General features: G+C 36.8%; 12 protein-coding genes. 6 read left to right on the top strand and 6 right to left on the bottom strand.

What is annotated here, in order from left to right:
* Positions 1 to 44: 44 nt before the first annotated feature.
* From PY093_RS09570 to PY093_RS09550, 5 genes are all read left to right on the top strand, one after another.
* The gene (locus PY093_RS09570) at positions 45 to 293 is read left to right on the top strand and encodes a spore germination protein GerPB (protein ID WP_275645668.1); all 249 of its coding nucleotides are present in this window, start codon (positions 45 to 47) and stop codon (positions 291 to 293) included.
* Positions 294 to 435: 142 nt separating this feature from the next.
* The gene (gene gerPC, locus PY093_RS09565; protein ID WP_275645667.1) at positions 436 to 1,056 is read left to right on the top strand and encodes a spore germination protein GerPC; all 621 of its coding nucleotides are present in this window, start codon (positions 436 to 438) and stop codon (positions 1,054 to 1,056) included.
* Positions 1,057 to 1,058: 2 nt separating this feature from the next.
* Positions 1,059 to 1,235, top strand: a complete 177-nt coding sequence (locus PY093_RS09560; RefSeq protein WP_275645666.1) for a spore gernimation protein GerPD — start codon at positions 1,059 to 1,061, stop codon at positions 1,233 to 1,235.
* 10 nt (positions 1,236 to 1,245) lie between these two features.
* Positions 1,246 to 1,611, top strand: a complete 366-nt coding sequence (locus tag PY093_RS09555) for a spore germination protein GerPE (RefSeq protein ID WP_275645665.1) — start codon at positions 1,246 to 1,248, stop codon at positions 1,609 to 1,611.
* Between the two features lie 77 nt (positions 1,612 to 1,688).
* Positions 1,689 to 1,907 (top strand): spore germination protein, encoded by a 219-nt coding sequence (locus PY093_RS09550; RefSeq protein WP_275645664.1) that lies wholly within the window; start codon positions 1,689 to 1,691, stop codon positions 1,905 to 1,907.
* Between the two features lie 75 nt (positions 1,908 to 1,982).
* On the opposite strand, the gene PY093_RS09545 is transcribed toward PY093_RS09550, so the two are convergent.
* The 3 genes from PY093_RS09545 to addB all read right to left on the bottom strand — a co-directional run bounded on the left by PY093_RS09545 (position 1,983) and on the right by addB (position 9,626).
* The gene (locus PY093_RS09545) at positions 1,983 to 2,219 is read right to left on the bottom strand and encodes a hypothetical protein (protein WP_275645663.1); all 237 of its coding nucleotides are present in this window, start codon (positions 2,217 to 2,219) and stop codon (positions 1,983 to 1,985) included.
* A 152-nt stretch (positions 2,220 to 2,371) separates the two neighbouring features.
* On the bottom strand, positions 2,372 to 6,139 hold the full coding sequence (gene addA, locus PY093_RS09540) for a helicase-exonuclease AddAB subunit AddA (RefSeq protein WP_275645662.1): 3,768 nt from the start codon (positions 6,137 to 6,139) through the stop codon (positions 2,372 to 2,374).
* Positions 6,132 to 9,626 (bottom strand): helicase-exonuclease AddAB subunit AddB, encoded by a 3,495-nt coding sequence (gene addB / locus PY093_RS09535; protein WP_275645661.1) that lies wholly within the window; start codon positions 9,624 to 9,626, stop codon positions 6,132 to 6,134. The genes addA and addB overlap by 8 nt, the downstream gene beginning before the upstream one ends.
* Before the next feature lie 439 nt (positions 9,627 to 10,065).
* On the opposite strand from addB, the gene PY093_RS09530 reads away from it, so the two are divergent.
* Positions 10,066 to 10,524 (top strand): DUF2269 family protein, encoded by a 459-nt coding sequence (locus tag PY093_RS09530; RefSeq protein WP_275645660.1) that lies wholly within the window; start codon positions 10,066 to 10,068, stop codon positions 10,522 to 10,524.
* Between the two features lie 68 nt (positions 10,525 to 10,592).
* On the opposite strand, the gene PY093_RS09525 is transcribed toward PY093_RS09530, so the two are convergent.
* The 3 genes from PY093_RS09525 to PY093_RS09515 all read right to left on the bottom strand — a co-directional run bounded on the left by PY093_RS09525 (position 10,593) and on the right by PY093_RS09515 (position 14,320).
* Positions 10,593 to 11,114: a YbaK/EbsC family protein gene (locus PY093_RS09525; RefSeq protein ID WP_275645659.1), complete on the bottom strand. Its 522-nt coding sequence runs from the start codon at positions 11,112 to 11,114 to the stop codon at positions 10,593 to 10,595.
* A 404-nt stretch (positions 11,115 to 11,518) separates the two neighbouring features.
* Complete coding sequence (locus tag PY093_RS09520) at positions 11,519 to 12,136, bottom strand: TVP38/TMEM64 family protein (RefSeq protein ID WP_275645658.1); 618 nt, start codon at positions 12,134 to 12,136, stop codon at positions 11,519 to 11,521.
* Between the two features lie 174 nt (positions 12,137 to 12,310).
* The gene (locus PY093_RS09515) at positions 12,311 to 14,320 is read right to left on the bottom strand and encodes a S9 family peptidase (protein ID WP_275645657.1); all 2,010 of its coding nucleotides are present in this window, start codon (positions 14,318 to 14,320) and stop codon (positions 12,311 to 12,313) included.
* Between the last annotated feature and the right edge of the window lie 50 nt (positions 14,321 to 14,370).

Below are 14,370 nucleotides of genomic sequence, written 5' to 3'. Positions count from 1 at the left end.
GATTTTATTTTGATATAAAAGTATTTTTGAAGGGGGAGTATGCATTGAACTTCTATATTAATCAAAACATCTCCATCAATTATTTACGTGTTGGAAGTGTGTCAAATTCATCTGTATTACAAATTGGCAGTGCAGGAATAATTAAGCCATTAAGTAATTTATATAATACTGGAGGGTATACCCAACCCGGTCCAGATGCTCCATCAAAGAAAACGTTAATTTTGGAAGACCAGGAGAAGGTTTCAGACCCAGAAGGTCCTAAAGTTCCACTGACTGCACCAATCCCAGGTTAATATAATTAATCTTGTGGGTATTCACCTATTTCGCACTACTGCATAATATAAATTGAAATATTTACAAATCCTGTGCATGGTAATGTTTTTCCAGTTTAGACTAGGATTGTAGAATGTATGAATTATGATTGGAGGGATATGCGTGCATATATCTTATGAATTGGCTCAATATTTGCAGCAACTCCATTCCTATGTATCAAAACAAAATCAAAAAATCAAAAAGTTAGAATTAATGGTCGAAAAACTAGAAAATACCGTTAATGATATTAAACAAAAACCTAATACAAACATCGAACGAATAGAATATAAATTTGATCAATTAAAAATTGAAACTCTAGAAGGCACATTAAACATTGGCTTAAACCCTTCAGATACTGGATCAATCGATGACTTTTCAGTATCAAACGATAAAATGCAGGTACCTCCCTTTAACCAGTTCAATCAAGGTATTGTGGATGAAGTTCGGGGAGAGCTTATCGTTTATTTAGAAGATGAATGTATCGATGTATTGAATAAACTTGAAGTCAACCATGGTTTTAAATTAGATGATTCTTATCGTAATTTCGTCATTGATGATATTTACAAACAACTTGATTCTAGAATCGAATTTTACTTAAATCAACAAATGCAGAATCCTACGTTTGCCCGTAGTGACAACAAAACGATAAAGCGCACTGTAGTAACGAATTTGAAAAAAGATATTGAAAATGCAATAGATGCCTTTATTTCAAATTTACCAGATAACATGAAAGGTGGAGATTAGTGATGAATTTTACTGTAGTAAACAGAGATTTATGTGTCGGCAATATAAAAGTCATAGGTGTCGCAACTTCTTCTGTTTTTTTAATAGGTGATACAAAAACAATTTCCTTATCTTCAACTTTTGATACACCGCCCGAGTCTTTAATTATTGGACCTTTTGTGCCATTAGCACCACAATAGGGAGTATGCTATGTTAAAAAGATTATCAGTAGTTAATAATCTGTATGTTAACTCATTAGGTATTGGATCAGTTTTGCAACTAGGAGATTCAACAAATATTAGACCTCAAGCAAGGGCTCTTGCAGTTCAACGAGAATATCAATTATTTTTCGAGGAGGAGGGTAATTTTTACAGTTACCCAATTTTCACCGAGCCTATTCCCCAACCATTATTTTATGAAAAAGTATATATGGCAGAATTTAATGAAAAACCAATAATCAAAGTAAATAATGTTTCTGTAACGGCTGTTTCTTCATCGGCAGTGGTCCAAGTCGGTTCAACTGGAGATATTACCTCTGAATCAAGAGTTAAACATATTCGTCAACTATTAGAATAAGACGAACGTTATCCTTAAAATAAGCATATATTATTAAAACAAATATTACATTAAAATTTTAAAAAAGGATGTTTATCATGCCCTCAATAGTTGGACCCATCAAGATAAATAGTGTCGCTGGTGGAGTAGTGAACTTTGGCGATTCTTTTTATGTATCACCTAAGAGTACAGCAAAAGCAGCTACAGGTTCCGGTGGAGGTAATACCGGTGATTTTCAATGGATTAATAACGGATTAAGTGCTACAAATGTAGCCGATCCCGATGTCGGTGACTCAACTGTAACGGCAAATGCGTAACTTTTTCAATAAGTAAAAGGCAACTTTTAGTTGCCTTTTTTACTTGTTGAAAAATTAGCTATAAATTATCGATAACTACCACCAAAATCCTCCCGGATAGCCAAAGCCATACCCGTACCCATATGGTGGATAATATAGATATGGATTAAGTAAGGCACTTCCTAAAAGCCCACCTAATACCCCTCCAACAAAAGGTCCACCAAATCCATAGCCCAAATAGGGTCTAGGTCTATGAAACCCATAACCAAAAGGACGTCTACCAATACCAAAGAAGCGACTGTCCAATGTTCTTATTTGAAAATGTTGATTCATAACTTTTTAAAACCTCCACACTTACCTAGAATTTACTTACACTAAAGGATATTCATCTACTAGGTAATTGTCGTGGGCTAGTTACTCTTTTATTCAGAAAAAAATATTTACTAAATATACGACAAACAAGCGTTCGTGTAAAGAGAAATTTCTTAAAGTTTCAGCATGTGTCCACCATCAAAATAATACAAATACCTATCCTTTAAAGGCTTTTTAAAGATATATTCGATCGCTCTTGAATATAACTCAATCTGTACACGATACCGTTCCTCTAAGATTGGCCTCGCTTCTTCAAAGCCACCTTTATATCTACCAGTAATCGCATCCGTTTTATAATCTACTAGAGCGAGTCCTTGTTCATCTTCAAAAATACAATCGATCACACCTTGAACTAAGATATGCTCATTTTGTGCATTATCCCAGTTTGCATACGCCTCGTTTGCTGGTAAAGCTAGGCTAAACGGCACCTCACGTCTATTATTCGGGGCTTTTATTAGTCTTATACCAACACCTGTTTGGAAAAATCTAATTACATTCTCAATATCAATTGCTTCCGCTTGTTCTTTTGTAATAAGTTCATTATTTATCATTTTTGCTAGTTGCTCACGAATCGTGTGTTCGTTTATTTCAGATGTTAAATCTACATGCTGCATAACCATGTGCATGGCTGTTCCTTTCTCAGCAGCAGTCAACGACTTTTCTTGCATAAAGCGCGGTCGATCTGCTTGTTGTGAGCGAAACTTTTTAACTAATTCTCTACCGCTACTTTCATCAATACTGTCACGCTGTCTCTTTATTTCAGTAACGCTTTGTTTTGAACGATGTATTGCAGCTAACTTATTAGGATAAGTCCATGTTAATTGGTCATATACTTGCTGTTTATACCTGCTTTCAATTGAAATTGGCTCACCATTCTTTAATGCTTCTAGTACAGCCTGATCATTTTTTTGTTCATCTTGTGCTATCTCGTGCAATCCCGTCGTACTGATAAACTCAACTTGCCATCTGGCCGGGTGATTCGTAATTTCAGCTGGAACATCTAAAGCAGTTGCCTCCCCACGAAGTAGCCCACAGTCTTGATGGCGTATCATTGCCGGACCTATCCAATCAAGATACGATTTTGCAAGTGCTCTTTTTTGGTCAGGAATCAACCATTCTTTATTCTGTAGTTCATCCTGCCATTTTTCCAATTGCTTTTGTAACTCTTTTACCGTACCTACTAAGTAGAGTTTTTCCTTTGCTCTTGTTAACGCAACATATAGCACGCGCATTTCTTCAGCAATTAATTCAAGCTTCATTTTCTTTTTCATTGTCGACAGAGATAATGTTGGATAACTGATACGTAGTTTAGGATTGACATATTTTGAACCAAAGCCTAATTCCTTATCCAACAAGTACTTTTTATTTAGGTCCATCATATTAAATTGCTTTGACAATCCCCCAACGAAAACAACTGGAAACTCAAGGCCTTTACTCTTATGAATTGTCATTAAGCGAACAACATCCTCTTGCTCTCCAAGAGCTCGGGCAGTTCCCAAGTCGTCCCCACGGTCCTTCATTCTTTCAATAAAACGTAAAAAGCGAAATAACCCTCTTAAGGATGTCGCTTCATATTGGCGCGCTCGATCATATAACGCTCGTAGGTTTGCCTGACGTTGCTTTCCTCCTAGCAAACCTCCAACAAAATCAAAAAATCTCGTTTCACGATATAATTGCCAAATTAATTCTGAAAGTGCACCTTGTCTAGCTCTTGTTCGCCATTTTTGCAATTGATTATAGAAAGCTTGCACTTTGTGTAGGATATTGCTTTCCGTATTATTATTTCGTATAAAATCAGTCAAAGCCTCGTAGTAGGAGCCCTGTTTTGAATTTATTCTAATCATTGCTAACTCCTGGGCATCCAAACCGACAATAGGAGATCTTAATACCGACACTAATGGGATGTCCTGAAACGGATTATCAATCACCCTTAATAAAGACATCATTATGGCAACCTCTGTTGCATCAAAATACCCTGAACGGAGGTCAGCATAAATAGGAATGCCCTGTTGCTTAAACTCTTCAAGAATTTGCGGAGCCCAAGGCATTGAACGTAACAAAATAACGATGTCACGGTAATTGATGTTTCTCATCATATCGAGATTGCGATCGTAAACCTGGAATTGGTTTTTTATAAGACCCTTAATCTGTTTAGCCATAAGCCTGGCTTCTAACTGAGCTGTTTCTAATTCAGCTTGATCGAATACTACCGCTACTTCTTCTTCTGAATCTTCCTCAAATGTTGCCGGATCTTCTTCTTGACCTTCACGATCAATTAACAATAATTCAGCAGCCATGTTATCACTTTCAGGATAGCTAGCGCCTCGCTTTAACTCGGCATCTTCATCATATATAATCTCCCCGACAGCTTCCCCCATAATTTGTTTAAAGAGAAAGTTCGTTCCGTCTAACACTTCTCTTCGACTTCGAAAATTCTTTGATAAATCAATTCGAAGTCCTGTGTTTTCAACTTCTTTTGTAAAACGTTTATATTTTCCTAGGAATAAAAATGGTTCGGCAAGTCGAAATCGGTATATGGACTGTTTTACGTCGCCTACCATAAATAGATTTCCTGTACTTTCGCCCTCTTTTGTAACGAGCTGTAAAATCGATTCTTGGACCATATTTGTATCCTGATATTCATCCACAAGTACTTCTTCAAATTGAACACGATATTCTAGTGCTGCCTCTGATGGTACAGGATGATCTCCTACTGTAGTAGATTCCGATAAAATTTCGAGACAATAATGCTCCAAATCGGAAAAGTCTACTAAGCCCTTTTCTTCTTTTATGACACGAAACCTGTTTCCAAATTCCTTTACTAGTGTAATTAACATCGCTACCACAGGTTCCATATCACGCAAATCCTTTAGATAGCTCTCAGGCTTCCGATTAAAGAGCTCTTCTTGGATTCTTTTGACCTGATTTTTAGCATCGTCTCGAAGTTTGGTGACACGTTTTAAAAGAGTAGGATCATATTCATCCCCTTTACAAGGCTTTGCATTACTAAATTTAAGCTTCTGCATTTCTTCATAAAGGGACTGCCAAGAGTTGTTTTTTGCAAATAGAAGCCTTGACAATTGCTCTAGGTCTCCCTCAATTGTAGTTGCTCGAGGCGCTGGTCCACCTGGTTGCTTTGTTATTTCTAAAGCTTGTAGAAGCCCAGTTTTAGCACCTTCAAGATTTAGCGTAATATCCGCCATCAAATAAGGGAAAAACGATGTATCATCAATGGTTGTCTCTTCATCAACATCATAAATCTTGACCATTTGGTCTAGCCAATCGTCTGGTTTAGGATGAGCTCGCGAAAATTCATATAGCTTTCGAATCATATCCTGAAGGTCTGTGTCACTTCTGTCATTTGTATAACGATCAACAAGATCAAAAAACACCTCATTTGTTTCAGTGCTGTAATATTCTTCAAAGAGTTCTTCTAACACTTCATCGCGGAGTAATTCACCTTCTGTTTCATCTGCAATTCTAAAGCCAGGATCTATGTCTAACTTATAGTAATATTTACGAATCACATTTAAACAGAATGAGTGAATGGTTGAAATGGATGCACGGTTCAATAAGCTCAGCTGCCTTCTTAAATGAAGGGATGCAGGCTGTCCCTTCAAGGCCTTTTCTAGCGCATCTCCTATACGGTTACGCATTTCTGCAGCTGAAGCATTTGTAAACGTCATAACTAGTAAGCGATCAACATCAATTGGGTTGTCAGTTGAAACAATCTTTTTTATAATCCGTTCAACTAACACGGCTGTTTTACCTGACCCAGCTGCTGCGGCTACTAGTATATCTCTACCCCTTGCAGTAATCGCTTTCCATTGATCGTCTGTCCACTTGCTTCCTTCTGGCTTTTGAATGTCTTTACTATTCAAGGCTACCCCCTCCTTTCCTAATCTTTTCAAGTACTGCATCATTCTTCTCTTGTGTTAATATTCTAAAATTGTTTTCCTCTAGCGTTTGGTCAAATTGACACACTGTTTTAAACGAACAATACGTACATGGTGATTTATCCTTAAGCTTGTATGGTGCAATGTCAATCACACCTTCAGTAATGCGATTACCGATTCCCTTGAAAACATTACGAACATGGTTGCGCAAGTGCCCTAAGTCTGCTTCACTAGCTACAGCTGAAGTTGAATAAAAACTGCCATCTTTTTTTAATGCCGCAGAGACAATTTGAGAATGTCCTGTGTCTAATGTTTGATCCATTAATCGAACTGCCTCTTCATCACCTAATAAAAGACCCTTCATTTTAAAACGTTTAAAAATTTCTTCTTCAATACTCTCCTCTGACATAGCTGTTTTGCTATTGATCATTGGGTTATGAACATGAAAGTATAATACACCCGCTGGAATCGCTTCAGTTCCAATCCAATTCTTTGAATGTGTGACAATAACATCAAGATAGGTTAGCATCTGTAGGGCTAACCCATAATAAACTTCTGAGAGGTTAATATTTTTTTGACTTGATTTATAATCGACAACACGTAGCAGCACGCCCTTAGAACTTTCAGCCTTGTCTACTCGATCAATCCTACCTACTAACTCCATTGTTGTTCCATTGTTTAACGTAAACGAAATCGGTGGTAATGGGCCATTTTTCCCAAATGCAAGTTCTAAACCAACTGGTGCGAAGCCACTTGCCTTAGCATGTTCACTTAATATCTTTGAAGCTCGGCTGATAATGTCTTGGAGCTTTCTCTTAATATAGTGATATCGGTTAGAGCTTAATAAGATCTCCCGTTGTAATCTTGGAGCTAGCGTCTCGACTGCCTCTACAGCCAATTGATGACATTGGTCGTTAGTAAGATCACGCCAGTCTAATTTCCGTTTATGAAGTGCATCAGCAATTTGTTTTAGAGCTGCATGGAAAAGTTGTCCAATATCTGGAGCTTCTAAACGGAAGATATTTCGTTCCTGCAAACGGAGTCCATAACTTGCAAAATGGGAAAATGGACATCCTTGGAATACCTCCATTCTTGAGACACTACCTTGAATATGGTCACCATATAATTCTTTTGTAATTTGTTGTGGTAATTTTTTTGTTTCATTTTTATAAAACAAGCTACCTAATACATGTTTAGCCTTTTCCCTAAGTGTTTCATCATTGATAAAATAGTTATATACATCCCACCACAGGTTATCAATTGGATATAGTCGCTTCCATGCCTGGAGTTGTGCTGTCAAATACGAAAGTGACACATCTGAGTTCACAGCGTAAAGAGCCTGTTCATTGCTATCTAACTCAGCAGGTTCATTAACAAATAACTTCATATTAATCGAAGGAAATAAATCTTTTAAACGACTAAGAATAACTGAAGCTAGCAATGACTTACCTTCTTCATTTGCTAATGGATAACTAATGTGTAATTGTTCTGATGCGCTCGTTAATGCACCATAAATTAAAAAGTTTTCATCCAATAAAAGCTCACGACTACCTGGAGCTAGCTTGATACCACCTTCTGCCAACAATTCGCGGTCTTGTTCAGAAAGAACACCTTCATCATTTGGCTTTGCAGGTATTACGCCATCATTTGCACCAATAATAAACGTACATTTTATATTCGAAAAACGAGAACGTTCTAAACTCGCGACTAATACTTGGTCAATGGCTGGAGGAACAAGTGCAAATCTCATACTTTCCATGCCAGTGTCAAGCATGCTGCTGAACAACTTAAGTGAAACCTTTTCGTTTGCCATGATTTCAACAAATTGATCGAGTAACTCTACAACCGCTTTCCATACCTGGTCATGCTCTCTAGCCTCTCCCAAGAGACCAGCTGCCTCGGCATCATTTCTTAATGCTTCCATTTTCTCAGGTATTTTAAGTTCCTCTAAAAATAAATAGAGAGCCTCACACATCCCGCGACCATCTTTTGCTTTGTTTAAGCGTTTTTGTAAGGAAAGGATAGGATTCACTATCAGGTTTCTCAACTGATTCAGTTTCCCCTCAAACTCAAGCTCTTTATCGGTCTGGCCAAACGCTTCATCTTCTAAGCCACGAAGCTTTCGGTATACCCATCGTTCTTGATTCGTCCAACGGCTCCCTTCTACACCGTACTCCAAAACATAGTTTTCTAGCTTGTCCATATCTTCTCTTAAGGCAGTCTTTTTCTGATCAATTGGAAATAGAAGGTCTGTTTTTACACAGCGGAAGATGGCTTCATACCGCCAATTACCTGTTATTACTTCAAGACTTGAGCGAATGAACTCAATTAGCGGATGGTTCAGCATGGATCTTTTTTGGTCAATAAAAAATGGAATCCGATAATCAGTAAATATCGTTTCAATCATCTCATGATAATCACTAGAATTTCGTACTAGTATGGCAATTTCACGATAACGATAACCTTTATCCCGTACTAATTTAAGTATCTCTCTGGCTACTCCCTCTATTTCTGAACGTCGATTAACCGCTTGACAAATAGTAACAGCAGCAGCTCCATTATATGGAACTGTAGGTCTTGAATCATAATAACGCTCCAAATGAGACAAAGAAGGTGTATTTATAAATCTTGGGTTTTCTTTTAACACTACGATAGGTTCTGGTATATCAACATTTAGTTCTTGCGCCAACATACGCAAACTTTGATAGGTATGACCCGTCATCCGAAAAAGACTTAACTCATGCGGAGGATGATCATCGTATCTTTTATCAACCGATAAAGTAATCGTTACGGACTTACACTTTTTCATCAACTGTCCTAACACTTCAAATTCTTGAGGTGTATAGCTATGGAACCCGTCTATAAATACCTCCGCATCTTTAAGATACATAGAATTTGGAATTTTTTCAGCTAATAGTCTTAAATAGTCTTCTGAATCAACGTACTTATCAAATAAATGTTTTTCCAAATCATCGTAGATTAGTTGAAGATCATGCAATTTATCAACTAATACTTGATTCTTTTCTGTTGAAAACTGATTGATTGGTTCATGTAACTCGTTTGCCTGAACACAATATCGTTTGAATTCCGCAATCATTTCTTCCATCTGTGTAATGAACCCACTTTTTTCAGATGCACGTGAGAATACTTTTAATTCTTTTTTTCGATGTTCAATTATTTTTCGAAGTACCATGTTAACCCCGACATTATTCAGATGATAACGACTCATTCCACCTGTTTCCTGAAGAACACGCCAAGCTAACCGCGTAAAACTAAACACTTGGGCACGCATCATCCCACCTAGCCCTGGGGTGTTTATAAGGTCGTATTCAGATTGGAATGTCATTTGATCTGGAACTAAATAAACAATTGGGGAACCTGTTGGGTCTTCCATTAATCTTTCGCGGATCTCCTGTAAACAGGTAAATGTCTTTCCGCTACCAGCTCGTCCTAATATAAAGTGTAATGACATATTTGGAACCTCCAAATGTAGAAGTTAATATTTTAAATTAGATACTTAACACTATAACTATAAATTAATACAACCAATCTATTTCTTAATTCCATTTTACTGTAAGTCTATATTGAAATCACCTAATAAAGATTGGTGGTTACCATTAAAAGGACGGGGATTCATTTGCGCTTATATTTGTAGCTAGTTTACTTGTACTAACAGGAATAATTGGAGCTATCCCTTTATTAACTGGAGCATGCCTTGGTCCTATTTTAGCATCAATACATAGCTTTAACATTCTCATAGTTTGTTTAATTGGGTAATTTATCCTAAATTATTTAAACGGATATCGACTCAAAAGTAAAAAATTGGTATAATGGTAAATATTTATCATATAAAAATAATATGTATGGTACTTATGTAATAAATAATAAGTCTTATATCAGGAGGGATACAATTGAAGTTTCTTGTAATAATTCATGTGTTATCAGCCATTATCGGGATAGGTCCTACTTATTTTGCTCATATTTTATTAAGAAAAAATCAAAATGCAGTAGCATTACGGCATTCTATTGCTTTATCCCAAAAGCTTAATTATTTTCCAAAAATTGGTGGAACACTTGCGGTACTAACAGGTATTTTACTCGTAATTCTAGGAAACTATGGTTCTTTTTTAACCCTTTGGTTAATCGGCTCTCTTATTCTTTATATTATTATTCAAGTAGTAGTGATAGGGTTTATCGAACCAAAATCAAAAAAACTCGCAGCATGGATATTTGATGAAAGGAATAAAGACGAAATTGATCTTCCTGCGGAACAAAATCTCTTACTATCTAAGATTAGTAATCAATTTTATATTGCCACTGCCCTTGGTTTACTTTTATTTATTTTTATGATTTGGAAGCCTGTGTTGTAAGGAAACACAATAAAACAGACCAACACTTGTGGTGGTCTGTTTTTTCTGTAGTATGTAAAAGGAATAGCTCAACGTCCATCGTTACTTAGAGCTGCTACCTTTTCCTTAAGCTCCGTTCCTTCCCACCCTTTACAAACATCGATCCAATCCAACGCAGATGAATAGTTAAATATTTCACCATAGGTCAACTCAATTGCAGAGTTTGTACTACCGCAGGCCGGAAAAAGAGTTTCAAAACGTTTAAGTGAGATATCAAGGTAAATATCTAGCTCATTTTTCAATCCAAAAGGACATACTCCACCTACTGCATGTCCAGTTTGTTCGAGTACCTCTTTTGCACCTAACATCCGTGCTTTGAAGCCAAAGGTATGACGGAATTTTTTGTTATCAATTTTCGCATCTCCAGCTGCTACGACAAGGATTGCTTTGTCATCTTCCCCTCTAAATGATAATGTTTTCGCAATTCGAGCTGGTATGGTTCCTATTGTATCAGCAGCTTGTTCGACTGTTGCACTCAGACTTTCGAATTCCATCACATCTTTTTCTCGATCATATTGTTTGAAATGAGCTTTTACACTTTCTAATGACATCACCATTTCTCCTTTTCCATTTAGTGTTATGTAAAATAATAACATATTTATTTCGAGAACAGAAAAAAAAGGGTATTTCTCTAATTAAGATAGTAAAAGGATAACAACTGCGTTACAAGCCTGTTCGTAAATTTCGATTGGGTCCCGCTCCCGTTCTGGATACATATTATCCCCATTTATATGACCAACTACAAAGTTAATTATGAAAACTTTATGTCAACAGTATCCACAGGCCAATATCTAAGATTGAACTCCCCTTCAATTTGTTTAATCATAATAAACCCAATGTATCTACACTCCCAACTCTCCAGCCGATTACCCCTAATTTCCCCACCATTTTTTCTATTCTCTCAGATAATTATAAATAATATTCTTACAGTGATTTGGGGTATGACAATACGTAGTTAATTTCCTTTTTCTTTAGTAACTCCTTGAACCGTTAATTTTTGTTCAATTCTTTTTCCTACATACCATAAAATAAAGATTACAATTAGCACTATCGCTGTACGAACAGGCTGTTGTACAAGAGCCCTAACATCGTATCCAATATAACTGACCATAAAAATCATCACTAATTTTCCACACAAAACCGCCAGCGTAAATTGACCGATACTTACTTTTGATAGAGCTGCTACGATATTAATTGCAGCAGATGGTGTAAACGGAAAACAAAGCAACAAGAACAACGGACCAAAGCCATGACTTTCAACCCAGTACATCAAACTTTTTATCTTTTTATGTCTACTGATAAATCCGAATAACTTCTTTTGGCCAAGTTTTCTTACAATAAAGAAAACGAGTAATGCACCGGCGCAAGTACCAATCCAGGAATATAAAAATCCTAGCCATAAGCCAAAAGCGGCTGCGTTGGCCATTACAAACAGAACTAATGGTAAAAATGGAATAAATGCTTCTAGCATTGGAAGGAAGATCCCTGGTAATGGGCCGAGTGACCTGTATTCTCCAAGTAATTCAAGTATTCTATCTAAATCAGTTAACTCCCTGATTGTTTCAAAATCCATAACCCTTATCTCCCCTACCTGGCTGCAATATTAATATGTTTATATTATATCCTTTACCACTCTGTCCTAATTGTACACCTATTTTTTTGAAGCTTATAGCTAAATTTAACCAATTCATGAGAAATTTGGACATTAAAAACGCTCGGAATGTTAGCCCCAAGCGTTCCTATATTCTTATTCTTTTTCGCCTAGTAAATAGTCTACAAACCACCCTTTAATGTGATTTAGGCGTTCGATACGGAGTTTAGGATTTCCGCTTCTTGACAATTCATGATTCGACTCTGGGAAGCGAACAAACCTTGTTGCTTTCTTTTGTTTCTTTAACGCAACAAATAGTTGCTCTGCTTGCTCAATCGGACATCGGTAGTCTTTTTCACCATGTAAAATTAAAAGTGGTGTTTCAATATTTTCTACATAACGAAGCGGTGAATGCTTCCAAAGCTTTTCAGTGTCGGTCACAAGATCACCTTTTACTTCCCACTCAGAGAAGTAATATCCAATATCACTTACACCATAGAAGCTTAACCAGTTTGAAATAGATCGTTGGGTAACAGCCGCTTTAAAGCGATTAGTATGCCCAACTATCCAGTTCGTCATAAAACCACCATAACTACCACCAGTTACCCCTAGCTTTGTTTCATCGATGTAGTCATAGGTCTCAAGTACATAATCAACCGAACTCATGACATCAACATAATCTTTTCCACCATAGTCTCCACGAACAGCATCAACAAATGTCTGCCCATAACCATGACTACCACGAGGATTTGTAAACACAACGACAAAGCCTTGTGCTGTTAGCGTCTGAAATTCATGGAAGTATGTGTTTGCATACATTGCATGTGGGCCACCGTGGATTTCAACAATAGTTGGATATTTTTGGCCTTCTTCAAAGCCAACTGGCTTCATAATCCATCCATGAACTTCCCAGTTATCCGGTGCGTTAAATGTGAACGGTTCGGCACCTGATAGTTCTATACCTTCTAAAAATTTGTCATTAACAAATGTTAATTGATCAATCTCACCGGTGCTTAAATCAAATGTATATAAGTCTCCTGGGTGTGTTGGTTTACTGATAGCAACTACAGCCTTGTGGCTTTTACCATCGACAGTTAGGCCATATACATGTTGACTCTCAAATAATGAAGGATACATTTCACCTTCAATTGAACCATAATACACACCTGTGTTTCCTTGATCACTCATTACAAAATAAAATCCTCTGCTATCCTCGGTCCAAACAATCCCTGGATTAACGCTTCCTGAATGGAAGTCACCAACTACTACATCACCAATTTGAACATCCCATTCAGCTGTTAAACATGTTAGTTGTTTGTCTTCTACTTTATATAACCAAATACGAGATAATGTAGCACTTTGGCACTCTTTTTCATGTCCAATGAAGGAAATATATCGTCCATCTGGAGACCATGAGCTATTTGAAAAGAATCCATTACTGCCAGTTACCTTTTGTAAACTCTTATCTTTTAAAGACATGATATAGAGGTCAGATACTAAATTGTAATCTGGCTCATCTGATAGATCAGCAAAAAAAGTAATACTTTCTCCATCAGGTGACCAGCAACCTGCTGCATAATCTTGATTTCCATCCGTTAGTTGCTGAACTTCTCCACTTTCAACATCAACTACTGCTAACTGCTGACGCTTGTCATCTAAAAATCCAACAGCGTCCGATTTATAACGAATTCTGTCTATAACCATTGGTTCCAATTTCTTTTCTGAATCCTCTTTCTTCTTTTCCTTATCCGTGATTTTTTCATCTGGAGCGAGTGAGGTTGCAAATAATATCTTTTCTCCATCTGGGGACCAGATTGGATTTCTGGCACCATTCACGCATGTAGTTAATTGCCTTGGCTCCCCACCGTTTGCGTCCATTATGTAAAGTTGAGATTTCCCTGATCTATTTGAAACAAAAGTAATCGTCTCACCGTTTGGTGACCATCTCGGAGAGTTATCTCTTACATCCCCAAATGTCCATTGTTTTACACTCTTGTTTTCAAGATTCCCCATAAAAATATGAGTCTTATACTCATGCTTCTCTTCGTTTATCTCAGTTTCTAAAAAAGCAACTTTGCTACCATTTGGTGATAATTGTGGATCATTTACTGATTTTAAGTTATATAAATCTTCAGATTTAATACCTCTTTTTTCAATAGTAGTCATAACAAAAACCCTTCCTTTTCTAAAGTTAATTAAACATTCAAAACTTTTAA

It is taken from the genome of Cytobacillus sp. S13-E01, from assembly GCF_029193815.1.
GTDB lineage: Bacteria > Bacillota > Bacilli > Bacillales > Bacillaceae_L > Bacillus_BV.
Note: the sequence above shows the minus strand (reverse complement) of the source record. Positions and strands in the feature narration are given on the sequence as shown.

What these genes read in the sequence shown, in the direction of transcription:
- PY093_RS09560 (WP_275645666.1), top strand. Translation starts at nt 1,059, where the DNA reads ATGAATTTTACTGTAGTAAACAGAGATTTATGTGTCGGCAATATAAAA.
- PY093_RS09555 (WP_275645665.1), top strand. Translation starts at nt 1,246, where the DNA reads ATGTTAAAAAGATTATCAGTAGTTAATAATCTGTATGTTAACTCATTA.
- PY093_RS09550 (WP_275645664.1), top strand. Translation starts at nt 1,689, where the DNA reads ATGCCCTCAATAGTTGGACCCATCAAGATAAATAGTGTCGCTGGTGGA.
- PY093_RS09545 (WP_275645663.1), bottom strand. Translation starts at nt 2,219, where the DNA reads ATGAATCAACATTTTCAAATAAGAACATTGGACAGTCGCTTCTTTGGT.
- addB (WP_275645661.1), bottom strand. Translation starts at nt 9,626, where the DNA reads ATGTCATTACACTTTATATTAGGACGAGCTGGTAGCGGAAAGACATTT.
- PY093_RS09525 (WP_275645659.1), bottom strand. Translation starts at nt 11,114, where the DNA reads ATGTCATTAGAAAGTGTAAAAGCTCATTTCAAACAATATGATCGAGAA.
- PY093_RS09520 (WP_275645658.1), bottom strand. Translation starts at nt 12,136, where the DNA reads ATGGATTTTGAAACAATCAGGGAGTTAACTGATTTAGATAGAATACTT.
- PY093_RS09515 (WP_275645657.1), bottom strand. Translation starts at nt 14,320, where the DNA reads ATGACTACTATTGAAAAAAGAGGTATTAAATCTGAAGATTTATATAAC.